The organism is Sphingobium sp. AntQ-1 (assembly GCF_028538045.1).
Classification (GTDB): Bacteria; Pseudomonadota; Alphaproteobacteria; order Sphingomonadales; family Sphingomonadaceae; genus Sphingobium; species Sphingobium cupriresistens.
In genome coordinates, this window is sequence record NZ_CP117161.1 from 25,536 (window position 1) to 50,402 (window position 24,867).

Here is a 24,867-nt window from a genome sequence, read left to right on the forward strand (position 1 = left end):
CCCTCCTTTTGCGGTCATGCATGCTGCGGCGGGGCAGCCTCTTCCCTCTCGTCGCCCTCGTCACCCTTCACCGCCTGCTGCCCGAAACGCGCGTAGAGCGTGGGCAGCACGAACAGCGTCAAAAAGGTCGCGGAGATGAGACCGCCGATGACAACAGTTGCGAGCGGCTTTTGCACTTCCGCGCCGGCCCCGCTCGCAAACGCCATCGGCACGAAGCCGAGACTGGCGACCAAGGCCGTCATCACGACCGGACGGAGTCGTTGGATGGCCCCTGTCCGTGCAGCTTCTGCCCGGTCCATGCCGGACCGGATCAGGTCCTGCACCGAACTGACCATGACGAGGCCGTTGAGGACCGCGATACCCGACAGCGCGATGAAACCGACCGCAGCCGAGATCGAGAAGTCCATGCCCCGGGCAAACAGCAGCAGCACGCCGCCGACCAAGGCGAAGGGCACGCCGGTGAACACGATCGCGGCATCCCGTGCCGATCCCAATGCCCCGTAGAGCAGCAGCAGGATCAAGATGAAGCAGGCCGGTATCACGAGCTGAAGCCGCTGACTGGCGGATTCGAGATTCTCGAATTGCCCGCCCCATTCAAGATAGCTGCCAGCGGGCAAGCGCACGTTTTGCCCGACGGCCGCCTGCGCGTCCGCCACCACGCTGCCGACGTCACGTCCACGCACATTGGCCTGCACGACGACGCGGCGCTTGCCGTTCTCGCGACTGATCTGGTTCGGCCCGTCGACAACGCCGATACTGGCGACGCTGGACAGCGGCACATAACCGCCCCCGGCAATCGGCACCTGCACCTGTTCGAGCTGACGCAGATCCGCGCGCTGCGCGTCCGACAGGCGGATGACCACCGGGAACCGGCGATCACCCTCGAAGATCATGCCGGACTCGCGGCCGCCGATGGTGGCGGTGATCGTGTCCTGCACGTCCTGCGCGGTGACGCCGACCCGCGCCATCGCGTCGCGATTGACGCGAATATCGAGCATCGGCAGACCCGTCGTCTGCTCGACCTTCACGTCCGCTGCGCCTTGCGTCTTGCGCAGAACACCGGCGATCTGTTCGGCGGTACGGTTCATGGCAACGAAGTCGTCGCCAAACACCTTGACCGCGATGTCGCCGCGCACGCCGGCGATCAGCTCGTTGAACCGCATCTGGATCGGCTGCGTGATCTCGTAGGCGTTGCCCGGAATCTTGCCGAGCAGGCCTTCCAGTCGCTCGACCAGTTCCTCCTTGGCCAGCTTGGGATCAGGCCATTGATCGCGGGGCTTGAGGATGACGAACATATCGGTCGCGTTGGGCGGCATCGGGTCCGATGCCAGCTCGGCCGTGCCCGTCTTGGAAAAGACGAAGCGCACCTCGGGTTGCTTTGCGACTATCCGCTCGATCGGCACCTGCATGGCTTGGCTCTGTTGAACCGAAGTCGCCGGGATACGCAGCGCCTGGATGAGCAAATCGCCTTCGTCGAGCTGGGGAAGGAAGACCTGGCCCAGTGTGGTGAAGGCCAGAGCCGCCGCGACGAGGCTGACGACGCTGGCGCCGATTGTAAGCGATGGGCGTTTCATAGCCTTTTCGAGACCCGGTTCGTAACGGGCTTTGAGCCATGAGATAATGCGTCCATCCTTCTCCTCGACCCGCTTGGACAGCCAGATGGCAATCGCCGCGGGTACGAATGTCAGCGACAAGGCAAAGGCGAAAAGCAGGGCGATGATGACCGTCAGCGCCATCGGCACGAACGTCTTGCCCTCCACGCCCGTGAGCGTGAGCAGCGGCACGTAGACGAGGATGATGATCGCCTGCCCGTAGACCGAGGGCCGGATCATCTCGCGCGCCGCCGTGGCAACGGCTTCGAGGCGCTCCTTCATGCTGAGCAGCCGGCCTTCGTGGTGCTGTTGCTCGGCAAGGCGGCGCAGCGCGTTCTCGACGATGATTACAGCGCCATCGACGATGAGACCAAAGTCGAGCGCGCCCAGGCTCATCAGATTTGCCGAGACACCCAGACGCAGCATGCCGAACCCGGTGAGCATCATTGTCACCGGAATCACCGCCGCCGCAATGAGCGCGGCGCGGAAATTGCCGAGCAGAAGGAACAGCACGACGATGACGAGCAACGCGCCTTCGGAGAGGTTCTTGGCGACCGTCTTGATCGTCGAATTGACCAGCGCGGTCCGGTCCAGAACGGGTTGCACCACGACATCGGGCGGCAGCGAGGCGTTGATCTCCTTCAGCCGATCAGCGACCGCCGTGGCGACGTTGCGGCTGTTCTCGCCAATCCGCATGATCGCGGTGCCCACGACCACTTCGGTGCCGTTCTCCGAGGCCGAGCCCATACGGATCGCCTGACCCGTGCGAACGGTGGCAACCTGGTCAAGGGTGATCGGCACCCCTTCGCGGGTCGCGATGACGGTGCGTGCCAGTTCGGCCGCGTTGCGCACCAGCGCGTCGGAGCGAACCGCCAGGCCCTCGCCGTTGCGGTTGACGAAGCCGCCGCCCACGCTGGTGTTGTTCTTCTCGAGTGCGGTGCCAAGATCGGTGAGCGTGATGTTCAGGGAAGCGAGCTTCTGGACGTCGGGGACGACCAGATACTGCTTGGCATAGCCGCCGATGGAATCGACGCCGGCAAGACCCGGCGTGTTCTTCAAAAGCGGCGTGACGATCCAGTCCTGCGCGGTGCGCAGATACGTGGCCTTGTCTTCGTCGCTCGTCAGCCGTTCACCTTCCGGCGTGATGTAGCTGCCGTCGGGCTGCTGACCCGGCTCACCGGGGCGATGCTTGTCATCTTGTCGATGATCAAGCCGGACAGTCCACATATAGACCTCGCCAAGTCCGGTCGCGATCGGTCCCATTTCGGGGTTCACGCCGTCGGGCAGGTTTTCCGCGACGCCCGCCAGACGCTCGCCCACCTGTTGGCGGGCGAAATAGATATCGGTGGATTCGTCGAAGACGGCAGTTATCTGCGCGAACCCATTGCGGCTGAGCGAGCGCGTGTTTTCAAGGCCGGGAATGCCGGCAAGCGCGGTTTCGATCGGAAACGAGACCTGCTTCTCGACCAATTCGGGCGAGAGCGCCGAGGCGCGGACATTGATCTGGACCTGGTTGTTGGTGATGTCCGGCACCGCGTCGATCGGGAGCCGGTAGAGTGAATAGGCACCGATGGCGGTGGCGACGGCGGTGAGAAGCAGGACGAGCCAGCGCTTCTCGACCGCCCATGTGACGATACGGGCGATCATGGCATCAATCCTCGTGCGCCGCTTCGCCCTTGCCGAGTTCGGCTTTGAGCGTGAAGCTGCCTGTAGTGGCGATCTGTTCGCGGCCGGTGAGACCAGAGCGGACGATGACGGTGTCGCCGGAAGCGTCGCCCAGCGTGACCGGGGTCGCCTGGAACCCCTTGGCGGTGCGGACAAAGACCACCGATTTGCCTTCGACGGTCTGAATGGCCGTCGTCGGCACGCGTACCGCAGAGCTTCCGGCATTGCCGCTCAGCTGCACCGCGGCAGTGACGGGTTCGCCGACACGCCACTGCGCGCCGCGATTGTCGAGCGTTGCGATGACCGGCACCTGCCGGGTCTGGGGATCAAGCGCGGGCGAGACGAACGTTATGCGGGCGCTCGTCTGCCTGCCTGGCGCCGTCACCATCACCACGTTGCCGGGCTTCACCCTGCCCGCATCTTCGGGCTTGAGGTTCAGCGCCAGCGATACCCGGCCAAGATTGGCGATACGGTACAGCTCCGCGTCGGCAGTGACCGTCTGGCCCAGCACGACCGGACGCGAGATGATCTGACCGGCAATAGGGGCGGTAATGCCGAGGCGGTTGAGCCCGCCACCACCCCCGCCGCCGCCGGCGGCCGAGACCTGACTTTGGGCCTGACGGTAGGCAATCCGTGCTTCGGTGGCAGCCGTTCGTGCCGCTATCAGGTCCTGTTCGGGCGACACGCGCTGTGCGAACAAGCGCTGTTCACGTGCAAGGTTGGAATTGGCGAGTGCCAGCCTGGCGCGCGACGCTTCGACTTCCCCTTTGAGCTGAGCGGCTTCCCGGCTTTCGATGACCGCGATCGTCTCCCCTCTGCCAACCGACTGGCCCAGATTGCGGGTCAATGCCACAATGCGGCCACCGATCGCGGCCGAAACGACCTGCGTCCCCTGCGGGTCGCCTTCGATAGTCGCAGGGAGTTCGATCGTCCCGGCGCCGCCTGTCATCGGGCGGCCGATCTGGACCCCGGCGGACTTGATCTGGTCGGGCGTCAGCGTCACCGCGCCTTCATCGGCATGCGCCTCGTCACCGCCGCCTTCGTGAGCATCGGCCGCGGTTTCATTGGTTGCGGACGTATCTCCGGCTTCAGGACTGCCGCCGCAAGCGGAGAGGAGCAAGGCGAGGCCAAGCGGCAGCGCGCCGCCCATAAGGATGGTCTTCATCGGTCGGTATCCCCCGAAATCGTGGTCGCCGTCGCGGGGGCGGTCAGCCGCTCCAGTTGCGCGCGAGCATTTTGATAATTGGCGAGTGCGTCGATCGCGGCGACGCGCGTCTCGGCAAGAGTGCGTTCGGCATCGAGCAGATCGAGCTGGCCGAACTTGCCTTCACGGTAGCCGATCCGCGCGATCCGGGCAGCTTCCTGCGCCGCTGCCAGCGCCGGTCCGGCTGCAGCGCGAGCGGTCGTGGCCGCGTTTGCGGCCTCCGCCTGCGCATTCGTGATCGCCTGCTCGACATCGAGGGCGGTGACACGCCGCAAGGCTTCTGCCTGGGTGCGCTGCGCGCTCGCCTGCGCGATGGCCGCGCGGCCGTTGTTGAACAGCGGAATCGGAATGGAGATCGAAAATACCGCAGCGGTGTCGTTGGTCGCTTCGAGCCGCCGCAGGCCAGGGCCGACGTTGAGGTCCGGCACCCGGTTCGCCCGCGCAAGCCTCACGCCGGCATCGGCGATAGCCAGATCGGCATCGGCAGCGGCGAGCGCCAAGGTGTTTGCCGCCGGCGGCGTTTCGACAGGGCCGAAGGTCGGCGCCGGGAGCTGGTCGAGAAGCGCGGCATCGAGCATCGCGTCGATCGGTCGACCAATCCGCCGCGCAAGGTTCGCGCGCGCGGCTTCGGCAAGGCGGGTCAGCCGTTCCACATTGGCATCGGCGTTGATCCTCGTGACATCGGCGCGTTGCTGTTCGAGCGGCGAGGCCCGGCCAGCCTGAACCCGCACACCCGCGCCGCGCAGCACTTCGGCGGCAATACGCGCCTGATCGCGCGCCGTTGCGAGCCGGCGTTCGGCCGCGATCGCCTCGATATAGAGTTGCGTCACCTGCAGGCGAATATCGCTCGCGGTGATCGCCGCCTGCAGTTCGGCACGCGACAACTGTGCGCTGGCGACAGCGACACGCGCACCGCGCTTGCCGCCCAACTCGATCGGGATCGCAACACCTACGGTCGTCTCTGCACTTTGCAGACCTTTGTATGGGCCAGAGCCGGCGACGTTTTCGACCTGGCCCTGAACCACAGGATTGGGCCGTAGCCCCGCGACCGTCCGTTCTGCCTGCGCCGCTTCGATTGCGGCCGATGCCGCGTCAGCGGCAGGCGCCGCGCCGCCTGCGGCCAATACGGCCTGATCGAGGGTATAGACGCCAAGCGGCTGCGTCGCCGCAGTCGGTGGCGTTTGCTGCGCCTGCGCCATTGAAGCGCAGGACGCCGCGGCCATCATGGCCACGAACATCTTTTTCATTATCTGGTGATCCTGACAAAACACATCTGGCCGGCGAGCGCCGACCGGCGGGTCGTGTCAGGCGGCGGGCGGCCTTAGTGCAGGGCCAGTCCGATAGGACGCCAAAGCGCTATGCGCCGCAGGAAACGGACGTATCCCGCCCGCCTCGCCCAGGGAATACAGGTCGCTTGTATCGGGTATGTCCAATGTCGGACCATGGCAGGTGCTGTGGTGATGGGGCATCGCCTTGTCGGCGTCGCCCTGAGACTGATCAGCATCGCCATCTTCATGTACGACGCCGGCGCAATCCACCATGCTCTGCCCGGAAACCTCGCGTGCATGGATCGTCGCCGTCAGCACAAGCGACGACGCGATCATAACCAGCAAGAGTGAGCAGAGCCTGCGCAGCATGTGCCGTGATCTAAACGAGATGCCGGCAAGTGTCATTGCATAACTTCAGGAGGCACTGGCCGTGCTTCGCGCCATGCGGGGATCGCCTCGCCCAGCACGCGCGACGCCGAGCGCAGGAAGATAAGCGCAATCACCGCGCCGACGGCGATGTCGGGCCAGACCGAGCCTGTGGCGGCTACCAGTCCGGCAGCAATCAACACGCCGATGTTGGAGGCCACGTCGTTGCGTGAACATTCGAACGTGCTCGACATATTCACATTTTGGGTGCGGAACCGCCACAGCAGCGCCAGGCAAACGACGTTGGCCACAAGTGCGGCGCTGCCGAACGCGAGCATCAGCGTCGAGGAGGGCGGCACGCCGTTCACGAGCTTGTCGGCTATCTCCACGACCACCGCGATGCCGAAAACAAGGATGACGCCGCCCTTGGCGAGTGCGGCCCCTGCCTCCCAGCGCGGCCCCCGGCTCAAGGCGTAAAGGCTCAGTGCATAGACGAGCGCATCGCCAAACATATCGACGGAGTCCGCCATCAGCGCCGATGAGCGTGCCGCCAGACCGCCGCCGAACTCGGCGATGAACATCACGAAGTTGATCACCATCACGGTGATCAGGACGCGCCGCTGATCCGCTTTTCGGCCCAGCTCAGCGATCGTATCACTTTTTTTCGAACAGCAGTCGTCCGCCATCTGATGCCTCGATTCGTGCGTCGGGCGCCCTATATGAACCCTCATCCTACTAGAGGGTCAAGGGACGGCTCATGAAGATCGGTGCCATTGCCAAGCAAACCGGACTGAAAATCGAGACCATCCGCTTCTATGAGGCCGAGGGGTTAATCGAACCGCCAACACGTAGCGGCGGGAATTACCGGCTGTATGGCCAGACTCATCTCGATCGATTGTCTTTCATCAAACGATCGCGCGACCTTGGCTTTACCTTGGATCAGGTTCGCGACCTTTTGCGCTTGGCCGATAATCCTCGTGGATCTTGCGAGGCGGTGGACAGCATCGTGGCACTTCATATCGACGAGATCGATCGTAAGCTTGCCGATCTGACGGCCTTGCGGAGCGAGGTGGTGCGTTGGGGCGGCGACTGCGAGGCAACGACGATCGCGGAATGCAAGGTCATCGACGCTTTGTCTTCGGGCGCACCGGGGCGCCTGTAACCTGATACGCTGATGTGCGGGGTCTAAGAACACAGATACAGGGCGCGGCCCTGGCGGGCACGGCTCTATCGGCGGCAGGCGCCGACCAAGCCACCGTACCGGCGTCTCGGCCCATTTAGGGTAACGATCCTCGCGTGAGGGGGTGTGCCATGTGGCACACCCCCCAATAGCCGCGCACAGCGCGACATCTTCCCTTGGCGCTTACGGCCCTCCCCCGGAGGCCCGCGCACGCGGGGAACACCAAGGGCCGCTGCCCTTTCGTTCCCGAAGCAAAATCGACACCCCCGTGTGATCCGCCAAGCGCGGCACCCGACGCCCCGATGGGCGTCGGCCGCGCTAGGGCGGCCTGCCCGCGCCAGGCCATCGATTTTCCTCCTCCCTCTCCATCCCGCTCCTCGCCGGAGAGGCAGAGCCGCATGCCGCAGAGCAAGCGGCTTTCAGCCCCGAAGGAAGGAGAACAAGGACAATGGCTTACACACGATACAAGGGCGATCCCTACTGGAAACGGGCCAAAGTGGACGGGACCGGCGCGGACGGCAGCCCCTACCACAAGGGCGAGCGCGTGTTCTTCTATCCGCGAACTGGCGCGACCTACGCAGGCGACGCCGCCGCGCGTGCTTCCGCCGAATTTGACGAACTCGCAGCCCTCGAAGGCTGACCTCCCCCATCATCGACATTACAGATCAGGAGCATTCATCATGGCTATCATCACCGCCAAGCTGTCGCAGCTTCGTCTTTCCCCACTCAACCAGCGCCGCATCAAGCCATCGGCAATCGAGTCCATGGCCGACGATATTCACGCGCATGGCCTATTGCAGAACCTTGTCGCCTATGAGGAAGACGGCCTGTTGTGGGTATTCGCAGGGGGACGGCGCTATCGCGGCCTCAAGGAACTGGTGAAGCGCAAGAAGGTCAGGAACAGCGATCTTTTCCCTGTCGAGGTACGCAGCAAGGAAGAGGCCATCGAATTGTCACTGGCAGAGAATTTCCAGCGTGAAGACATGCACCCTGCGGACAGTATCCGCGCCTTTGCGGCTCTGCGCGATACCGGCATGGACGCCGAGGAAATCGCGGCCCGGTTCGGTCAGGCGGTCAGTTTCGTGTACAAGATGCTGCGCCTTTCCGCGCTTGCCCCGGTGCTGATCGACCTGATCGCCAAGGATCAATTGACCCTTGAAGCCGCCCGCGCGCTTACCCTGACTGACGATCACGACTTCCAAGTGAAGGTGTGCAAGGCGGCGAACGGGCAGGCCCATATCATCCGCCGGATGCTCACTACTGAGAAGGTCGATACGACCAGCGGCATGTTCCTGTTCGTCGGGCGCGAAGCCTACGAGGCGAAGGGCGGCACGATCACCGTGGACCTGTTCAGCCAAGGGGATGAGGGTTTTGCTGACAGCCCCGAACTCGTGCAGGAATTGGCGGAGGACAAGCTGGAGGCCATCGCGGCCGACTATCGCAGCATCGGGTGGCACGAAGTGCGCGCCGAAATCGAGCGGCCCTATGACCTCTATATGAAGGGCAGCATGTATCCCGCTACACGCGAGCCGACCGAGGCCGAAGCGGAGCGAATGGCCGTCCTTGCCGCCGAGATCGAGGCGATTGCCGACGAGGAAGGCGAGGACAGTGAGCGGATCGAACCGCTGGTGGACGAGCAGGAAGTGATCATGGAAGGCCAGCGCGCTTTCACTGCCGAGCAAGTATCGGTGGGCGGCGTTGCGCTATGGATTTCGCGGGACGGGACGCTGGGCAAGAGCTTCTATCGCGCCAAGGCCGAACCCAAGCCCAAGGCGAGCCATGACGGGCCGATCCCGCTCTACAGCAACAGCCTGCTCGCCGACCTGTCGCGCATCAAGACGCGGATCGTGCAGGAAGCGGTCGCGGCCGACCCGGCGCTGGCTCTCGAGGTTCTGCTGGACAGCCTTGCCGGGCAGTTGCTTCATGGTGCCCACAGCTACCAGATGGCGGTCGAGGTGCAGGCCAAGGCCATCGCGACCGACGTTGCGGACGAGTTGATGGCGACCAGCGACGTGCAGGCCGTCGAGGAAGTGATGGCTAACCGCTTCGCTTCCATCCCCGAAGAAGGCCGGTTCGAGGCGATCCGGGCCATGACGGGCGAGGACAAGATGACGCTGCTGGCCGGCCTCGTTGCGATGATGGTGGACGGCACCGTGTTTTCGGGTGGTTCCCCCGGTCAGCGGCATCACCAGTTCGAGCAGATCGCGCGCGCAAGCGGGGTGGACATCGCGGCTCGCTGGACCGCCCCTATTGCCCTGTTCGACAAGATGCGCCGCGCTGCCTTGATCACTCTTCTGACCGATGAAGTCGGTGCGGCGAGTGCGGAGAACTGCGCAACCATCAAGAAGAAGGCCGACCTCGCGGTCAACGTGTCAGGACGCCTGCCCGCAGGTTGGCTTCCTGCTCCCATGAAGATCGGTGCCTTCGATCAGGCCGACGAGAGCATGGATCAGGAAGGCGACATGATGGATGAAGAGGATATGGCCGAGAACGAAGACGCCTGACCGAGCGGGGGCTGGTGCGAACCGGCCCCCTTCTCTCTCTATATCAAGATCCGGTGCGGTGCGCCCGTCGCCCCGGCGCGCCCGCCATGCCACGGCATAACGGGCGCGCTCGCCGATCCTGGTGGACCCGCGGCGCCGCGCGACCAAGGCCGCGCGGCGCTGGGGCGACTATGGAATCCAGTCAGGCCCTTTTCACAAAAGACGCTGCCACCAGCCTACGTCGTGCCACTTTCCGAGCTTGCGGCCCACTTCACGGTAGATCCCGAGTGGTGTGAAACCCATGCTCTCGTGCAGAGCAATGCTGCCCTCGTTGGGTAATGCGATGCCAGCGAACGCTGCATGAAAACCGCGTCCGGAAAGGTCAGGTAGCAGCTTGCCATAAAGGGCACGCCCGACCCCGGTCCGCCTTGCCCCTTCGGCAATGTAGACCGTCACATCGACGGATGTGCGATAGGCCGCGCGAGTGCGATGCTGGCTGGCATAGGCATAACCGGCCACCTGGCCATCCAGCTCTGCCACCAGATACGGATAATCCTGCATGGCGGCCTCGATCCGTGCCGCCATCTCGGTCACGCTCGGCGGCGTTTCCTCGAAGGAAATGGCGGTATGCTGGACCACAGGCGCGTAAATCGCCTGTATGGCTGGGGCGTCGCCTGTTGTGGCTGAACGGATCTGAGTGACGATCAAGGGCGCTGGCCTTGCGCCGCAATAGCGATGCTCGACAGATCCGTAGCCGGATCGACCGGCACGCCCGACGATCGACGCTCGGAGTAGCGATCCACGAGCTGGTCCGCGTGCGGGCGCAACAGGACGGTGAAACGCACCAGTTCCTCCATAACGTCGACGATGCGGTCATAGTAGCTGGACGCTTTCATGCGGCCCGCCTCGTCGAACTCTTTGTATGCCGTCGCCACGGACGACTGATTGGGGATGGTGAACATCCGCATCCAGCGGCCGAGGAGGCGAAGCGAGTTGACGGCATTGAACGACTGCGAGCCGCCGGAAACCTGCATGACCGCCAGAGTGCGACCTTGCGTCGGCCGCATCCCTTTCATTTCCAGCGGCAGATGATCGATCTGCGCCTTCATGATGCCGGTGATCTGGCCGTGCCGCTCCGGGCTGCACCACACCTGCCCCTCCGACCACAGCGCCAGGTCGCGCAGTTCGTGGACGGCGGGGTGATCGTCTCCCGCCACCTGGTCAGGCAGCGGCAGGGTCGATGGATCGAAGATGCGGGTTTCCGCGCCGAACAAACGTAGAAGCCGCGCGGCTTCCTCCACGGCGAGACGGGAAAATGATCGCTCGCGCAGACTGCCATAGAGCAGCAGAATGCGCGGCGCGGGATCGAGCGCGCCCAGCCCCAGGGCGGGGCGCTGATGGACATAAGCCGTATCGAGCGCCGGAAGATTGTCGGCGTCGTGGAGATCGCGAAGAGGCATCAGGCGGTCCTTGGTCCTAGCAGGATGACACAGGTGCCAATGAGGCAAAGGGCGGCTCCGCCGACGTCCCAGCGATCTGGACGCACGCCTTCCACAGCCCATAGCCACGCGAGGGACGCACAAATGTAGATGCCGCCATATGGAGGGCATAGCGTGGAAAGTACGCTAAACAACGCTAAGCGAGAACGCATGGCGAACGCTCGATGCGAACGGACGGACGCTTAATCAGGCGGGCCGTTCGATTCCCATCCTACGCATTTCGCGATAAATGGTCGATCGGCCGATGCCGAGTTGCCGCGCTGCTTCGGTAGGCGAGATACGAGCTTCGACCAGCTTGATGGCCGCATCCACTTTGGACATGTCCAGCGGCTGACGGCCAGGCTGTTTGCCCTTAGCACGGGCGGCGGCAATACCATCTCTGGTTCGCTCAGAAATCAGCCGTCGCTCAAAATGGGCGATGGCCCCAAACACATGGAAGATGAGCTCGCCGGCAGCTGACGAAGTGTCGATCTTTTCTTCAAGGCTCAGGAGCGCGATGCCCTGACCGCGTAGCGTCTCAACCGTGGTGAGAAGTTCGGCAAGCGAGCGCCCAAGCCGATCGAGGCGGACCACCGCCAGCGTGTCACCCTTGCGGGCATAGGCGATTAGCTCAGCCAGACCGGGCCGTTCCATGCTCTTACCTGAAATGACATCGGTGAAGATTTTGATGGCGCCAGCCTTCTCCAGACGCATGGTCTGGCCCGCAACGTCCTGATCGCCGGTGCTGACGCGGGCATAGCCCAGAATATCACCCATGCCGCACGTCTCCCAAACGGTCGTTCTGTGGACGCTATGGAGGGCAGCCGCTGCGCCCCACCCATATCCGTCCACATACTATGTCTCTTTACTCCTCGCTGTCCATAGGCCCAGATGACCTTTTGTGGACAGGAAACGGCATGACGAAGCGCAAGCATCAACTCCTGACCGAGAGCGAACGCGATCAGATACTCGCCATCCCGACCGATCGCGACCATTTGGCCCGGCTCTATACCTTCGAGCCTTCCGATATCGAGATCATCGGCGCGCGACGGGAGCGACGGAACCAGTTGGGCGTGGCGCTGCAACTCGCGCTCCTGCGGCACCCGGGCATCACGCTTGCGCAGTTGATACAGGACAGGGGAGCAATACCCCATGATCTCGCCGCTTTCGTCGCGGAGCAACTTGGTCTGCACGTAACCGAGCTGGCCAACTATGCGGCGCGGGATCAGACAATGACGGATCATGCCCGTGAGCTGGCGGCGCGTTTGGGGCTTCGGGGGCCAACCCGCGCCGATATTCCCTTCATGGTCGAGGCGGCCGCGAGAACGGCATGGGCGACCGACAAGGGGATGACGATTGCGATGGGCGTGGTCACCGCCCTGCGCGAGGCCCGGATTTTGCTGCCGTCCATCTCCACCATCGAACGCGCCAGCAGCGCGGGACGTGCCCGCGCGCGCAAGCAGGCCGCCCACGCCCTGATCGCCGATCTCAGCGCCGAACAGGTCCAGGCCCTCGATCAGCTCTTCGACGCCGCCGGCGGCATGAGCCATCTCGCCTTGCTTAAGACCATCCCCGTCGCGGCCAAGCCCGATCACGTCCGCCAGATCCTCGACCGTCTGAGGCAGGTGCGGAAGATCGGCATTTCCCCCGACGTCGCGGGCCGCATCCACGCGGACCGATTTCGGCAATATGTCAGGGAAGGCCGTGCGTCGCCTGCCTATATGATCGAGCGCTATATTCCCTCCCGGCGACGCGCCACGCTCGTTGCCTTCCTGCTCGATCTTGAAGAACGGCTGACGGACAGCGCCCTGGAGATGGCGGACAAGCTGATCGGCGGCATCTTCACCCGCGCGAAGAACGCCCAGGCGCGCAGCTATGCCGCCACGTCGAAGAACGTGGCCCGGCTGATGCTGATCTTCCGCAGGACGATCGACGCGCTCACCGATGCAGTCGATACTGGCGAAGATCCTATGGAGGTCCTGGATGCCTCAGTAGGATGGCACACCCTCCTGAAGGCCAGACCGGAAGTGGCGACGATCGCGGAAACCGCCAATCTTGATCCGCTGAGGGTCGCGGCCGACCGCTATGCGACGTTGCGCAAGTTCGCCCCTGATCTGCTTGAAGCGCTACAGTTCAGGGCCGGAAAGGGCAGCGCGAAAACGATTGCCGCTATCGAGATGCTGCGCGACCTCAATAGGTCGGGCAAGCGCGATCTGCCTGCCGACGCTCCGATGCCCTTCCGCAAGGAATGGCAGAAAATCGTCATGGGCGATGACGGCAAGATCAATCGGCGGCTCTGGGAAATCGCGACTATCGCGCATCTGCGCAACAAGCTGCGCTCCGGTGATGTCTGGGTGGAACGATCGACGGGATACCGCCAGTTCGACAGCTACCTGCTAAGCGAACCGAAGGCCAAGCCGATCGTGTCGGCTCTTGGTCTGCCACCCACAGCCGGCGAATGGCTCGAACAGCGGGGCCGCGAACTGGACTGGCGGCTGAAGAAATTCGCCCGGAGCCTGAAGCGCGACGCTCTGGAGGGTGTGCGATACCGCGACGGCCGCCTCCAGATATCCCCCGTTCGCACGATCGCAACGCCCGACGCCGAAGCCCTGGCCGACCGGCTCGATGCGATGATGCCACGCATCCGTATCACCGAACTGCTACATGAGGTGGCGCAGGAAACTGGCTTTCTTTCGGCGTTCACCAACCTGCGCACCGGCGAGCTATGTCCCAATGAAAATGCGCTGCTCGCCACGATCCTCGCCGACGCCACCAATCTCGGCCTGTCGCGCATGGCCGCCGCGAGCCAGGGCGTCACGCGCGATCAACTCCTATGGACCCATGACGCCTATATCCGCGACGAGAGCTACCGCGCGGCGCTCGCCGTCCTCATCAACGCGCACCACCGCCTGCCATTCTCGCGGGTATGGGGCGACGGCACAACGTCCAGTTCCGATGGTCAGTTCTTCAGGGGCGCGAAGCGCGGCGCATCGGGCGGCGACATCAACGCGCGCTATGGCGTCGATCATGGCTTCAGCTTCTACACCCATGTTTCCGATCAGCGCGGGCCCTACCACGTCAATGTGATCTCGGCCGCCACGCATGAAGCGCCCTATGTCCTCGACGGCCTCATCAGCCATGGCACCGATCTCAGGATCGTCGAGCATTACACCGACACCGGCGGAGCGACGGATCATGTCTTCGCCCTGTGCGCGATGCTGGGATTTCGCTTCTGCCCGCGCCTGCGCGACTTTCCGGACAGGCGGCTTGCGCCGATCGCGCCGGTTTCGGCCTATCCGTCCATCGCCCCGTTGTTGGGCAAGCGTATCCGCACCGACATCATCAATGAACAATGGGACGACGTGCTGCGCCTCGTGGGGTCGATCAAGGCTGGCCACGTCGCGCCGTCGGTCATGCTGCGAAAGCTCGCCGCCTACGAACGGCAGAACCAGCTCGACGTCGCACTACAGGAGATCGGCAAGATCGAACGGACCCTGTTCATGCTGGACTGGCTTGAAAATCCCGATCTGCGCCGGCGATGCCATGCCGGCCTTAACAACAGCGAGCAGCGCCATGCCCTGACGCAAGCGATCTACACCTTCCGCCAGGGCCGCATCATCGACCGCAGCCATGAAGCTCAACAATATCGGGCATCAGGCCTCAACCTAGTCATCGCGGCGATCGTCTATTGGAACACGATCTACATGGCCGACGCCCTCCAGCATCTGCGATCGGCAGCGGCCCCGGTCCCCGATGATCTGCTTGTCCATACGTCGCCGGTTGGCTGGGAGCATATTGCCTTTTCCGGCGATTTCCTCTGGGATCGAGCCGCCGCTTCCGCTGGCCGCAAGGCCCTCAATCTTCCGCCGGACAGCCGCGCCGCCTAAGCGTTCCTCGGTTGTTCTCCCTTAGCGTTGTTTAGCGTACCTTCCACGCTATGCCCTCATATGCAGCGTAGGCGCGCCCCGCCGCGTCGCTGTCAACGCGGGTTAGAAGCCATGCGAACAGCATCAGCGACGCGACACCCGGCGCTAGCCATAGGGGGGACTTGCCCAGTCGAAGCCATGCCCAAAAAGCAAAGCAGCCGGCGATTTCTGCGATTGCTGCGCCAAGATAGACGAGCGCCGTCATACCATGCTGATCCTGATTGCGAGGGCTGCGAGCGTCACCAGTAACACCGGAACCGTCAGCGTCACGCCGACCTTGAAATAATAGCCCCAACCGATGCGAATGCCCTTTTGCCCGAGGACATGAAGCCACAGCAGCGTGGCAAGGGATCCGATGGGTGTGATTTTTGGGCCAAGATCGCAGCCGATCACGTTGGCGTAGATCATCGCTTCCCTGACCGCTCCTGTGGCGTGGGTGGCGTCGATCGACAGTGCGCCCACCAATACCGTCGGCATGTTGTTCATGACGGATGACAGGACCGCAGCGATCACGCCGGTCCCCATCGCAGCACCCCATACCCCGCCCTGCGCAGTGCGATCGAGCAGCGTAGCAAGATGGTCGGTCAGTCCTGCATTGCGCAGGCCATAAACCACGAGATACATGCCAAGCGAGAAGATGACGACCTGCCAAGGCGCGCCGCGCAGTACCTTGCGGGTCTCTATGACGTGCCCCTTCCCCGCGATTGCGAGCAGCACGATTGCGCCGGCGGCGGCAACCGCGCTGACAGGCACGCCCAGCGGATCGAGCAGGAAGAAGCCCACGAGAAGAAGTACGAGGACGACCCAACCGGCGCGAAAGGTTGCGGCGTCGCGGATCGCCGCGCGCGGCGTGCGCAGCGCGGCAACATCATAGTTTGTCGGTATGTCGCGTCGGAAGAACAGCATCAGCGCGCCGAGCGTGGCGGCGATCGCGGCCAGATCCACCGGCACCATCACGCTCGCATATTTGCCAAAGCCGAGCTTGAAGAAGTCGGCCGACACGATGTTGACGAGATTGGAGACGACAAGCGGCAGACTGGCGGTATCAGCGATGAAGCCTGCGGCCATTACGAATGCCAGCGTCGCCTTGTCGCCATAGCCAAGCGCGCGCAGCATCGCGATGACGATGGGGGTCAGGATCAGGGCCGCGCCATCATTAGCGAACAAGGACGATACCGCTGCGCCGAGCAGCACGACCAGAGCGAACAGGACGCGGCCGTTGCCCTTGCCCCAGCGAGCGACATGAAGCGCCGCCCATTCGAAGAACCCGGCCTCGTCGAGCAGCAGGCTGATGACGATGACCGAGACGAATGCCCCCGTCGCGTTCCAGACAATGTCCCAAACCACGGGTATGTCGGACAGCGACACAACGCCGGCAAGCAGTGCCACGATCGCCCCGCCCATGGCGCTCCACCCGATGCCGAGGCCCTTGGGTTGCCAGATAACGAGCGCAATCGTGGCGATGAAGATCAGGATTGCTGGCAGCATCAGGCGATACGCTGGCCTGTGCCATCTACGACCTGTTCGCCATCTTCTTTCGCGAATGCGCCAAGCTGGCCTGCCGGCACCAGATCAAGCACCGCTTCGGAAGGACGGCACAGTTTCACACCCAGCGGCGATACAACGAGGGGCCGGTTGATAAGGATCGGATGCGCCATCATCGCGTCCACGAGCTGTTCGTCGGACAGTGCCGGGTCGGCAAGGCCCAACTCGCCAAAAGGCGTTCCCTTTTCGCGCAGCAGATCGCGCGGGGTCATGCCGGCGCGGCCGATCAGTTCGACCAGCAAGGCTCGCGTGGGCGGCGTCTTGAGATATTCGATCACATGCGGTTCGATGCCCGCGTTGCGGATCATGGCGAGCGCGTTGCGCGATGTGCCGCATTCGGGATTGTGGTAGATGACGATATCGATGGCCACGGGGCATCCTTTCAGCAGCAAGGTGAGAGTTCAGCGATCAGCGGCGCGCACACTTGCGCGTTGCCGCCGCAGCAATCCTTGAGGAGAAACAGGGTCAGCGCCCGCAGCCCGTCGAGATCGGCGCGGTAGATAACTGATCGGCTATGGCGTTCGGAACGCACCAGGCCTGCCCGGGTGAGAATACCAAGATGCGCCGACATGGTGTTTTGCGGTACATCGAGCTGGCGCGCGATTTCTCCGGCAGCCAGGCCATCGGGTTCATGCCGCACCAGTAGCCGGAAGGTGTCGAGCCGCGTACCTTGTGCCAAGGCGCTCAAAGCGGAGATTGCTAACTCATTTTCCATATATCCAGCATAATGGATATATTATTGAGCGCAATTGCTGTTTAGCGCTAGCATCGTGAGTTAGTTCACGAGTGGTGGCAGCGCCGGTTGGCTCCCCTCCTGCGTCGGGTACGCAAAGCGAGAGCGCCGCATCGGCGCACGCGCATTATCGGCCGTTATGGGCGATTGTTCATCTCAGCCATGGCTCCCTGCGTGATTTCCCAAGCCGAATGCAGGAATAGCAGCGCAATAATACCAGCGACAGCAAGGTCAGGCCATGCTTGTCCAGTCCAGGCGACCAGCCCTGCCGCAGCGATAACGGCGATATTTGCCAGAGCATCGTTGCGGCTGAACAACCAGATTGCGCGGACATTGGCGTCACCTTCACGAAAACGAGAGAGGACAAGAGCCGCGCTCACATTGATTATCAGCGCCACCACTCCGATCCCGCCCATTAGATCGGCGTCAGGCGCGACAGCGTTCATCGCACGCCAAATGGCAAATCCGATAACACCCAGACCCAGCGCTCCGAGGAAAAGGCCCTGTACGAGCGCAATTCTCGATCGCGCATGAGCAGTCCAGCCCAAGGCGATAAGGCCGAACAGGGAAATGGTCCCGTCGCCGATAAAGTCGAGCGCATCCGCCTTGAGTGCTTGGCTATCAGCAATAAACCCGCCGACGATCTCGACCAGACCGAAACCAAGGTTGAGCAGGATGACGATCCACAGAGCACGGCGATACGCGGGGTCGCGCTCTGCCCGCTTCGTATCGCCGGTACAGCCGCATGAGGGGGTTTGGATTTCACTCATACGTGTTTCCTACAATCTACAGTTACTATAGAAGCAAGTAGAAAATTCGATTTTTACGGAGCAATCTGCTTACGCAGTTGTCGCAAGATCGACGGTCTTATCTCGCTTGCGACGATTGAACGAGAAGCCCGCGGCAATTGCCAACACCATGAGAAGCTGGGCTATGATGGATTGCCAAGTGGGAAATACGCCTAGCATGGAAAGTCGGGGGCCGTTGGCGATCGGCGCTATGCTGATGATGCCGGCCTCTTGCAGTGCCCCCACGCCTTTGCCGGCAAGAACCACCGTCAGCCCCGCCATCAGCCACGAACTGTAAGCGAAGACCTTAGCAATCGGGAGCTGGCGGCTGTAGCGCAGCATGGCCCAGGCGATCACGGCGAGGAACGCGACCGCTGACCCTGCACCGGCGAGAAGCGCGCCGCCATTCCCCTGCGTCCACAGCGCCGCGTAGAACAGGATAGTTTCAAACACCTCACGATAAACCACCACGAAGGCCAGCCCAAACAGGAACCAGGCGGAGCGACCCGACAGCGCGCGCGCCATCTTTTCTCGGATGTAACGTTGCCATTGATCGGCTTGTGCCTTGCCGTGCATCCATATCCCGACCGAGAGCAGGACCACTGCTGCAAATAGCGAGCCGAACCCCTCCGTCAGCTCTCGGCTCGCGCCGCTGATCCCGATCGCATAGGTGGCCACCACCCAAGTGAGCAGGCCGGCCACAAGCGCTCCCACCCAGCCACCATGTACATAGGGTAGCACTTCCGAGCGTTCCGCTTTGCGCAGGAACGCGATCATGGCGACGACGATGAGCAGGGCTTCCAAGCCTTCGCGCAACAGGATCGTAAACGCGCCGAGGAAGGTCGATGCATCGCTGGATGCGCCAGGGGCCAGCGCGGCCTCGGCATCGTCGAACAGATCGTTGAGGATAAGCGCGCGGTTCGCCAGATCATCGGACCCGGCACCCTGATCGATCGCAGCGCGATACTCGCCCATCGCGCCTTCGATACGTGCGAGCAGCGTTGCATCGCGTGCGCCCAGCGTCGGCTCTACCGGTTCGAAGCCGTCCAAGTAGGCCGACAGCGCTAATTCCTTCGCCGCACGCCGATCTCCCTTCTGGGCGGCATCGAGGCTCGCCGCCAGCTTCTGGCGCACCAGTGAGAGCGACGCGGGAGCCTGTTCGATCACAGCGTCAGGATGGCGGCGGAGATAAGCCATGACCGCCAACGCTCGTTCCTCGCCGATACGATCGGCGAGCGCGGACGGCGTGAGCGCCACGAGTGTCTGAAGGTCGGGCACCTGTTGGCGGAGCGACTGATCGGTCTTCCACAGCCGCTCCCCTTCCCGCGCCTGATCGTCGGTCAGGGCGAAGCTGCCGGCGCGGAACGCCAGCGCCCAACGGTCCTGACTTGGCAAGTTGGCGAAGCTCTGCATCGCCGTTCCGTCGATGCCTTGGCCTATGACCTGGTATAGCGCAAATACGCTACGCTGGCGGGCGCGCTCGATGTCGGTGAATGCGATCGGCGGCGTCGTGAGCTTGGCCGCGTCGGGGCCATGCCCGTTCCCTGTCGTGCCGTGACAGGCTGCGCAGCTGGAGCCAAACAGAGTCGCGCCCCGGGCAAAGCTGGGCGGCGTCGCCGGGGCAAGCGGCACAGGGTAGGCTTTCAGTAGGTCGGCCGCGAGTCCGCGCGCCAGCGTCGCGACTTCCTGCGGCGTTCCCTTCCGCGCGATCACGCTCTGGAGGTGCGCCGCTCTCTCAATCAGCGCTGGCCGTCCAGGCTTGAGAGGCAGAGCGACGAGCTGCGCGGACACGGAACCTGTGAATTCCTTCATTTCCGCATATTCCGAAGCGCTCGTAATCCGCCCCCCAGCGACCGCGCCCCCATAATCGACGGCGACATAGTCGAGCAGCCGCCATGCGGTTTGCACGCCATTCTGGTCGGCAGTCGGTGCAGCGCGCAGTGCAGTGAGCGGCAACACCAAACCTAGTAAAATCGCGGCCGCAACGAGCATCAAGCGCATCGAGACGGCGCGGACCGGACCTGTGGAGGGCGCTGCGATGGAAGGGGTGTGGTGGAGTGACCGCGCTGACATGAACGCCCCCTACAACCTCTAGCTACTGTAGGGTCAAGGGATTTGCGATCCGCTCGCATTAATAATGTTGGCGATCGGTGAGGCTTGTGTCCCGGGTCGCTTTGAAGACGATAGCAATCAAATCCTCAAGCGCGTGGAGGATAGAAGGTTATCGATGTTCGCTCGAATCATGCTGCAGGTCGAGCGATGGCCTGTATGACTCGACATTCCGCCATCGTCTTGGCGCAGCAACCCGCCGCGCTCATGGCTGCGAGCTCGTCGCGGAGGGCGCTGAGCTGTCTAAGCCGCTGTTCTACATCGGCCAGGTGGCGGGCTGCGATCTTCGCCGCGTCCCCGCAATCGCGTTCTGGCTGATCGGCAAGTGCAAGCAGCGATCGAACCTCGTCGATCGAAAAACCAAGCCGACGAGCATTGCGAATGAAGTTCAGCCGATCAGTATCGGGTAGTCCATAGGTTCGCCGTCCCGAGGCCGTTCGCACTGGTTGGCCCAGCAGTCCGATTTCCTCATAGAAGCGGATGGTCGTCACTTTGGTGTCAGTCGCGCGCGACAACTCGCCGATTTGCATGTGGTTTCCACGATCTTGAGTGCGACGCGCAATACTCATTCTACAGCGACTGTAGTTTATACGGAAATGGCGTTGAGCTGGTCAAGGTGGATGCGCGCCAGCGCGCAAGAGCTTCACCCGTTCCGCCAAGCCTTCCGAGGCTCAGGCGGACAGGGAACACCAAGGGCGCTGCCCTTTCGTTCCCGAACGACAATCTTGTCGCCCGTGTAATCCGCCAAGCGCGGCACCCGACGCCCTGGAAGGCGTCGATCGCGCTAAGGCCGCTCGCCCGCGCCAGCGGCAGATTCTCGCCCTCCCTCCCCATCCCGTTCCTCGCCGGAACGGCAGGGTTGCCCGGCCCATGGCCTTGCAACCCATGCCAGATGAAAGGAACGAGTGATGCAGAATCCTGAACAGATCGATGCTATCCGCCGCTTGAACGATGCTGCGCGTGCTATCCCCGGCGTCACGTCCGTCACTAATGTCACGAGGGGGTTTCAGGCCCTCTCCGATGCTGACCGTTCCGCCGCATTGGCGTTGATCGCGCGGTTCTCGAAATTCGACGACAACAATGACCCTTATGGTGAGCATGACTTCGGGGCCGTCTTCCGTCTCGCATCGGGTGAGTGGACGCAGGACCGGCCCGATGATGACCGGGTGATTCCAGTGACCGTTTTCTGGAAGATCGACTATTATGAGGCAGATCTGGCTTTCGGCAGCGATGCCCCTTGGAACGAGGATCGCACCAAGCGCGTGCTGACGATCATGTTATCGAATGAATACTGAAACTTATCCGTTCGGACCGGCAGTCCGGTGACGCGTATATTCTTCTGAGCTTGCAACCGCCCAGCCAAGTGATTTGTTGAGAAATCACGATAGACAGAGTAAAGTTAACGGGGAAGGATGATTGGGATGGCGCAGATCGATCTTGAGACATTTCGTGAGCGCGTTCGAGGCATGGACTTCGAGCGCGGCACACCCGAGCAGGTCGCACTCTGGCGCGAAGATGTTGCCGATGCGCGCGCCAATCTAGTCATCGAGGACATGACGCCCAGCGATGACGACGATGCCCTGTTCGCCATAATGCTCGACGAAGGCGTCCCGCCCTCGCTGATGGCATCGATCATTCTCGGCCTTTACAAGCCGGGAATGCACCCCGCTGCAGGCTGACGTTGGGCGACGACCCTTATACCTACCCCGGCATCGATATCCTGCGGAACCGGCTTGGGATTACCGATGATGCCACGCTCAACGAAGCCGAGCGGCGGTTGACGCTGGCGCGCGGCGCACAGGTTGCGCGCCAGTCTTTTCCGGGTTCGGCCGATGGCTATCGCGCGCTGCATAAGCACCTGTTCCAGGACCTCTATGATTGGGCAGGTGAAGACCGCAGCGTCAACATCGCGAAGGGCGGATCGAGCTTTGCCGCCCCCCTCTATATTGCCCGCGAACTCGACAAGCTTTTCGCGGATATGGCGGCGAAGCATGGTTTTCGTGGCATCGCGCGCGACGAGTTTTTCGACCGACTTGGCAACCACGTCAACGAACTCAATGCCATTCACCCCTTCCGCGAAGGCAATGGCCGCACGATGCGCCATCATGCCGCCCAGGTCGCGCGCGAAGCAGGACATCCCATTCGTATCGCTTCTATCGACAAGACACTCTGGATGGACGCGTCGCGGCATGGTTTCCTGACAGGTGATCATCGCGCCATGGCGTCCGTGCTTGCTGCTGCCGCGGTCCAGCGCGACGCCGCCCCGGAAGCGCGCATCGGCGCGCATGGCATTGCCTTGCTTCCCCAGCGCGCGCCCCCCACCGGCCAGCGTTACCGCATCACCTTAAATAAGGTGCGCGAGGAACTGGAGCGGTATCTTCCATCCGCTCGCCAGCAGGCTGACGAGCGTCTGAGAACGCTGATCGGGCAGGATGCGCCATCTGAGAAGATTGCCGCCGCGCGCACCGAACTAGCCTATGTCCGGCACGCCAAGGGAGCAGTCTATCAATCTCATCTCCTGACTTATCTCGGAGTGCGTCAGGTCGATGCCGTTATCTCGGCCGAGCAAACGCCGCTGGAGCGCGTGCGGGAGATTGGTGCGGCCTTGGGCGTGCAGATCAATGCCCAGCAGCCGGTACAGCTTCAGCGCGCTGTTCGCGCGCTGGAGCGACCGATCTTGCCGCCCGGCCATGCGCCAGGGCAAGAACGTCTTGCTGCCGCGTTCCTGAAGAACTCGCCGGAAAACAATCTGGCCGACATCCGGTTGGCGGCGGCCCAGGGAATTGTCGATGCTGCCATGCAGACTGCACGTGAGCGCGGAGAAAGCGCACGTATGGTTGTTTCAATCGGGGAATCGACCCGTCAGCTCGTTGCCGATCGCATCAGAAGCGGCAGCGCGCTCGACGTTGAATTTGGCGCCCCTTCTCTGGTCCCGTCCTCACCCATCAAAGATCGCGGCCGCTAGCACCGCCGCGCGCGGCATTTTTCCGGTTAGATGCAGCAGCTCGTCGGTGATCCTGATGCGCGCGCTTCCTGTATCGGGGGACAAGGCACGTCCCCGAACGAACAATATACGCAGCAGTCACCGGCATTGGGACGGAGCACCGCGGCGCATCCCTTGCAGTCGTAAAAGAACTGGCAGGAGTCAGTCTGCATAGTGTCGGTCGATTGGTGGCCGCACTGCGGACAGGTCAATGTAGAGGTGAGCAGCATCATAATATCCACTTCATTAAGGTACTCTCGATCAAGGCCCAGACAGCCGCCAAGCCTACCAGCACCGTCGTCGCGATCAGAAGGCTTTGAGAGCGGTGTGGCTTGGCATCGGCCGCGTAGGCGTCCTCCCGCACGCAAGTCGCCACTACATTATTCAAGCGACTACGAGCGCTACTGCGCTGAGCACTAAAAGCCGCGTACCAATGCTCGACAACCCGAACCGGCGGCGCATTCGGTGCTGAGGGTCGCCTTTCGGCGAAATCCGTCGTCATCTGTTCCTCGGCGGGACCGGATTGTTCAACCGTCGTCCCGGAGGAGAAGCCAGATCAAGGATCGAGACACCGATCATCAAGGCCAGTCCTGCATAGAGCGTCCATTCTGCCCGAATGCCGCGAAGCGACATCAGCAGGGCGGCGATCAGAACAAGGACGGGGCCAACGACCCCAAGAGCTAAACGCAACCAGGTTCTATGACGGAAGCCGCTGCTGAGGTTTGCTGCGAGCACTATTAACGCGGAGAGCGGCAGTATGTATCGGATGAAGGGGCCCTCATACTGGCTCAGGAAGCTCAAGCCGAGTCCAGCACCGAGGCTGCCAAGAGCCGGAAAGCACGCCGCGCACCCGAACGAGGCGATAATCGCACCGATTACACCCGTCTTGTCGGCCGTTCGCGTCAACGAGTCTTCAGTAGGCACAGCGGTTCCCTTTTCCCGTTCCGCCAAAGCGACTCACCGCTCGCCTGGCTTCTCGACAAGATCGTAATAGTCGGCACATATGCACCCTTCAGTAACTGTAGGGTCAAGGGCTGTGGCTTTAAAAATCGGCGATCTTGCTAACGCGACCGGTACGAAGGTGCAGACGATCCGCTATTATGAAGAGATCGGATTGCTGCCCCCACCCGCGCGAACCGAAGGGAACTACCGGACCTACGATGAGGGGACCCTTCGGCGGTTGTCATTCATTCGCCGCTCGCGCGACCTTGGATTCAGCCTCGATCGGGTCCGAGAGCTGCTTGCCCTGTCGGACCATCGCGATTGGTCCTGCACCTCGGTCGAGACTATCGCGCGCGAGCACCGGAAGGCGATTGAGAGGAAGGTCGCCGACTTGTCAGCCCTTGATCGCGAGCTAGCTGTAGCGGCTCGCAATGATGATCGCCCGGAACTGCAATATAGGGCGGTTTTCGGCTCGCATTGCGTGAGACGGATCGATGCGGGGAACGCACGCTCCGTGAGACAGAAACCACATTCGGTGCGACCGACGCGCAATGCTGATCCGTTGGCTTACGGACGGCAAAAAGCGGTGGTTAGCGCCCGGGCAG

At 62.8% G+C, this 24,867-nt stretch carries 23 protein-coding genes and 3 pseudogenes; 8 read left to right on the forward strand and 18 right to left on the reverse strand.

The window, feature by feature from the left end; genetic code table 11:
* Positions 1–14: 14 nt before the first annotated feature.
* The 5 genes from sphantq_RS23345 to sphantq_RS23365 form a co-directional block, all read right to left on the reverse strand.
* The gene (locus tag sphantq_RS23345) at positions 15–3,239 is read right to left on the reverse strand and encodes an efflux RND transporter permease subunit (protein WP_272800786.1); all 3,225 of its coding nucleotides are present in this window, start codon (positions 3,237–3,239) and stop codon (positions 15–17) included.
* A gap of 4 nt (positions 3,240–3,243) precedes the next feature.
* Complete coding sequence (locus sphantq_RS23350; RefSeq protein WP_272800787.1) at positions 3,244–4,422, reverse strand: efflux RND transporter periplasmic adaptor subunit; 1,179 nt, start codon at positions 4,420–4,422, stop codon at positions 3,244–3,246.
* On the reverse strand, positions 4,419–5,708 hold the full coding sequence (locus sphantq_RS23355; RefSeq protein ID WP_272800788.1) for a TolC family protein: 1,290 nt from the start codon (positions 5,706–5,708) through the stop codon (positions 4,419–4,421). Before sphantq_RS23355 ends, sphantq_RS23350 begins: the two co-directional genes overlap by 4 nt.
* A 57-nt stretch (positions 5,709–5,765) precedes the next feature.
* Positions 5,766–6,065, reverse strand: coding sequence for a hypothetical protein (locus tag sphantq_RS23360; protein WP_272800795.1), 300 nt, complete (start codon positions 6,063–6,065; stop codon positions 5,766–5,768).
* Between the two features lie 65 nt (positions 6,066–6,130).
* Entirely contained in the window at positions 6,131–6,781 is a 651-nt protein-coding gene (locus sphantq_RS23365; protein ID WP_272800789.1) for a cation transporter, read from the reverse strand.
* Positions 6,782–6,852: 71 nt separating this feature from the next.
* Between sphantq_RS23365 and sphantq_RS23370 the strand changes: the two genes are divergently transcribed.
* The 3 genes from sphantq_RS23370 to sphantq_RS23380 all read left to right on the forward strand — a co-directional run bounded on the left by sphantq_RS23370 (position 6,853) and on the right by sphantq_RS23380 (position 9,779).
* Complete coding sequence (locus tag sphantq_RS23370; RefSeq protein ID WP_272800790.1) at positions 6,853–7,257, forward strand: MerR family transcriptional regulator; 405 nt, start codon at positions 6,853–6,855, stop codon at positions 7,255–7,257.
* A gap of 466 nt (positions 7,258–7,723) precedes the next feature.
* Positions 7,724–7,915 carry a hypothetical protein gene (locus sphantq_RS23375; RefSeq protein ID WP_272800791.1) on the forward strand — a complete coding sequence of 64 codons (192 nt, stop codon included), beginning with the start codon at positions 7,724–7,726 and terminating at the stop codon, positions 7,913–7,915.
* A 40-nt stretch (positions 7,916–7,955) separates the two neighbouring features.
* Complete coding sequence (locus tag sphantq_RS23380) at positions 7,956–9,779, forward strand: ParB/RepB/Spo0J family partition protein (protein ID WP_272800792.1); 1,824 nt, start codon at positions 7,956–7,958, stop codon at positions 9,777–9,779.
* Positions 9,780–9,971: 192 nt separating this feature from the next.
* Here sphantq_RS23380 and sphantq_RS23385 read toward each other — a convergent pair whose 3' ends face one another.
* The 4 genes and pseudogenes from sphantq_RS23385 to sphantq_RS23400 all read right to left on the reverse strand — a co-directional run bounded on the left by sphantq_RS23385 (position 9,972) and on the right by sphantq_RS23400 (position 12,013).
* Positions 9,972–10,463, reverse strand: a complete 492-nt coding sequence (locus tag sphantq_RS23385) for an arsinothricin resistance N-acetyltransferase ArsN1 family B (RefSeq protein ID WP_272800796.1) — start codon at positions 10,461–10,463, stop codon at positions 9,972–9,974.
* Positions 10,463–11,218, reverse strand: a complete 756-nt coding sequence (arsH, locus tag sphantq_RS23390; protein ID WP_272800793.1) for an arsenical resistance protein ArsH — start codon at positions 11,216–11,218, stop codon at positions 10,463–10,465. Before arsH ends, sphantq_RS23385 begins: the two co-directional genes overlap by 1 nt.
* Positions 11,218–11,397 (reverse strand): annotated as a pseudogene (locus tag sphantq_RS23395) (YnfA family protein); the annotation flags it as partial. The pseudogene sphantq_RS23395 and the gene arsH, both read right to left, overlap by 1 nt.
* A gap of 46 nt (positions 11,398–11,443) precedes the next feature.
* Positions 11,444–12,013 (reverse strand): recombinase family protein, encoded by a 570-nt coding sequence (locus sphantq_RS23400; RefSeq protein ID WP_011607925.1) that lies wholly within the window; start codon positions 12,011–12,013, stop codon positions 11,444–11,446.
* A 140-nt stretch (positions 12,014–12,153) separates the two neighbouring features.
* Between sphantq_RS23400 and sphantq_RS23405 the strand changes: the two genes are divergently transcribed.
* Positions 12,154–15,123, forward strand: a complete 2,970-nt coding sequence (locus sphantq_RS23405; protein ID WP_066532466.1) for a Tn3 family transposase — start codon at positions 12,154–12,156, stop codon at positions 15,121–15,123.
* A 49-nt stretch (positions 15,124–15,172) separates the two neighbouring features.
* Here the strand turns inward: sphantq_RS23405 and sphantq_RS23410 are convergent.
* From sphantq_RS23410 to sphantq_RS23440, 7 genes and pseudogenes are all read right to left on the reverse strand, one after another.
* Positions 15,173–15,367: pseudogene (locus sphantq_RS23410) on the reverse strand (YnfA family protein); the annotation flags it as partial.
* Positions 15,364–16,650: an arsenic transporter gene (locus sphantq_RS23415; RefSeq protein ID WP_272800738.1), complete on the reverse strand. Its 1,287-nt coding sequence runs from the start codon at positions 16,648–16,650 to the stop codon at positions 15,364–15,366. The gene sphantq_RS23415 and the pseudogene sphantq_RS23410, both read right to left, overlap by 4 nt.
* Positions 16,650–17,078, reverse strand: a complete 429-nt coding sequence (gene arsC, locus sphantq_RS23420) for an arsenate reductase (glutaredoxin) (RefSeq protein ID WP_272800739.1) — start codon at positions 17,076–17,078, stop codon at positions 16,650–16,652. The genes sphantq_RS23415 and arsC overlap by 1 nt, the downstream gene beginning before the upstream one ends.
* Before the next feature lie 11 nt (positions 17,079–17,089).
* On the reverse strand, positions 17,090–17,422 hold the full coding sequence (locus sphantq_RS23425) for an ArsR/SmtB family transcription factor (RefSeq protein WP_272800740.1): 333 nt from the start codon (positions 17,420–17,422) through the stop codon (positions 17,090–17,092).
* Positions 17,423–17,577: 155 nt separating this feature from the next.
* On the reverse strand, positions 17,578–18,210 hold the full coding sequence (locus tag sphantq_RS23430; protein WP_272800741.1) for a cation transporter: 633 nt from the start codon (positions 18,208–18,210) through the stop codon (positions 17,578–17,580).
* 69 nt (positions 18,211–18,279) lie between these two features.
* Positions 18,280–20,229, reverse strand: coding sequence for a cytochrome c/FTR1 family iron permease (locus sphantq_RS23435; protein ID WP_272800742.1), 1,950 nt, complete (start codon positions 20,227–20,229; stop codon positions 18,280–18,282).
* 239 nt (positions 20,230–20,468) lie between these two features.
* Entirely contained in the window at positions 20,469–20,867 is a 399-nt protein-coding gene (locus tag sphantq_RS23440; protein WP_272800743.1) for a MerR family transcriptional regulator, read from the reverse strand.
* 378 nt (positions 20,868–21,245) lie between these two features.
* Here sphantq_RS23440 and sphantq_RS23445 point away from each other — a divergent pair, with 378 nt between their 5' ends.
* The 3 genes from sphantq_RS23445 (at position 21,246) to sphantq_RS23455 (ending at position 23,302) form a co-directional block, all read left to right on the forward strand.
* Complete coding sequence (locus sphantq_RS23445) at positions 21,246–21,632, forward strand: DUF3768 domain-containing protein (RefSeq protein ID WP_272800744.1); 387 nt, start codon at positions 21,246–21,248, stop codon at positions 21,630–21,632.
* A gap of 126 nt (positions 21,633–21,758) precedes the next feature.
* Positions 21,759–22,016: a hypothetical protein gene (locus sphantq_RS23450; protein ID WP_272800745.1), complete on the forward strand. Its 258-nt coding sequence runs from the start codon at positions 21,759–21,761 to the stop codon at positions 22,014–22,016.
* 2 nt (positions 22,017–22,018) lie between these two features.
* A complete protein-coding gene (locus tag sphantq_RS23455) occupies positions 22,019–23,302 on the forward strand; it encodes a Fic/DOC family protein (protein ID WP_272800746.1) in 1,284 nt (427 codons plus the stop codon).
* A gap of 26 nt (positions 23,303–23,328) precedes the next feature.
* Here sphantq_RS23455 and sphantq_RS23460 read toward each other — a convergent pair whose 3' ends face one another.
* Positions 23,329–23,550 carry a GDCCVxC domain-containing (seleno)protein gene (locus sphantq_RS23460; protein ID WP_272800797.1) on the reverse strand — a complete coding sequence of 74 codons (222 nt, stop codon included), beginning with the start codon at positions 23,548–23,550 and terminating at the stop codon, positions 23,329–23,331.
* A 268-nt stretch (positions 23,551–23,818) separates the two neighbouring features.
* On the reverse strand, positions 23,819–24,244 hold the full coding sequence (gene merC, locus sphantq_RS23465; protein ID WP_272800747.1) for an organomercurial transporter MerC: 426 nt from the start codon (positions 24,242–24,244) through the stop codon (positions 23,819–23,821).
* 79 nt (positions 24,245–24,323) lie between these two features.
* Between merC and sphantq_RS23470 the strand changes: the two are divergent.
* Positions 24,324–24,680 (forward strand): annotated as a pseudogene (locus sphantq_RS23470) (MerR family transcriptional regulator); the annotation flags it as partial.
* Between the last annotated feature and the right edge of the window lie 187 nt (positions 24,681–24,867).

Excerpts from the sequence above, each read along its gene's own strand:
- sphantq_RS23400 (WP_011607925.1), bottom strand. The coding sequence starts at position 12,013 with ATGGGTGATATTCTGGGCTATGCCCGCGTCAGCACCGGCGATCAGGAC.
- sphantq_RS23430 (WP_272800741.1), bottom strand. The coding sequence starts at position 18,210 with ATGAGTGAAATCCAAACCCCCTCATGCGGCTGTACCGGCGATACGAAG.
- sphantq_RS23350 (WP_272800787.1), bottom strand. The coding sequence starts at position 4,422 with ATGAAGACCATCCTTATGGGCGGCGCGCTGCCGCTTGGCCTCGCCTTG.
- sphantq_RS23365 (WP_272800789.1), bottom strand. The coding sequence starts at position 6,781 with ATGGCGGACGACTGCTGTTCGAAAAAAAGTGATACGATCGCTGAGCTG.
- sphantq_RS23435 (WP_272800742.1), bottom strand. The coding sequence starts at position 20,229 with ATGCGCTTGATGCTCGTTGCGGCCGCGATTTTACTAGGTTTGGTGTTG.
- sphantq_RS23425 (WP_272800740.1), bottom strand. The coding sequence starts at position 17,422 with ATGGAAAATGAGTTAGCAATCTCCGCTTTGAGCGCCTTGGCACAAGGT.
- sphantq_RS23345 (WP_272800786.1), bottom strand. The coding sequence starts at position 3,239 with ATGATCGCCCGTATCGTCACATGGGCGGTCGAGAAGCGCTGGCTCGTC.
- sphantq_RS23460 (WP_272800797.1), bottom strand. The coding sequence starts at position 23,550 with ATGCTGCTCACCTCTACATTGACCTGTCCGCAGTGCGGCCACCAATCG.
- sphantq_RS23370 (WP_272800790.1), top strand. The coding sequence starts at position 6,853 with ATGAAGATCGGTGCCATTGCCAAGCAAACCGGACTGAAAATCGAGACC.
- arsH (WP_272800793.1), bottom strand. The coding sequence starts at position 11,218 with ATGCCTCTTCGCGATCTCCACGACGCCGACAATCTTCCGGCGCTCGAT.
- sphantq_RS23380 (WP_272800792.1), top strand. The coding sequence starts at position 7,956 with ATGGCTATCATCACCGCCAAGCTGTCGCAGCTTCGTCTTTCCCCACTC.
- sphantq_RS23375 (WP_272800791.1), top strand. The coding sequence starts at position 7,724 with ATGGCTTACACACGATACAAGGGCGATCCCTACTGGAAACGGGCCAAA.
- sphantq_RS23405 (WP_066532466.1), top strand. The coding sequence starts at position 12,154 with ATGACGAAGCGCAAGCATCAACTCCTGACCGAGAGCGAACGCGATCAG.
- sphantq_RS23445 (WP_272800744.1), top strand. The coding sequence starts at position 21,246 with ATGCAGAATCCTGAACAGATCGATGCTATCCGCCGCTTGAACGATGCT.
- sphantq_RS23355 (WP_272800788.1), bottom strand. The coding sequence starts at position 5,708 with ATGAAAAAGATGTTCGTGGCCATGATGGCCGCGGCGTCCTGCGCTTCA.
- sphantq_RS23415 (WP_272800738.1), bottom strand. The coding sequence starts at position 16,650 with ATGCTGCCAGCAATCCTGATCTTCATCGCCACGATTGCGCTCGTTATC.
- sphantq_RS23360 (WP_272800795.1), bottom strand. The coding sequence starts at position 6,065 with ATGATCGCGTCGTCGCTTGTGCTGACGGCGACGATCCATGCACGCGAG.
- sphantq_RS23450 (WP_272800745.1), top strand. The coding sequence starts at position 21,759 with ATGGCGCAGATCGATCTTGAGACATTTCGTGAGCGCGTTCGAGGCATG.
- sphantq_RS23440 (WP_272800743.1), bottom strand. The coding sequence starts at position 20,867 with ATGCAAATCGGCGAGTTGTCGCGCGCGACTGACACCAAAGTGACGACC.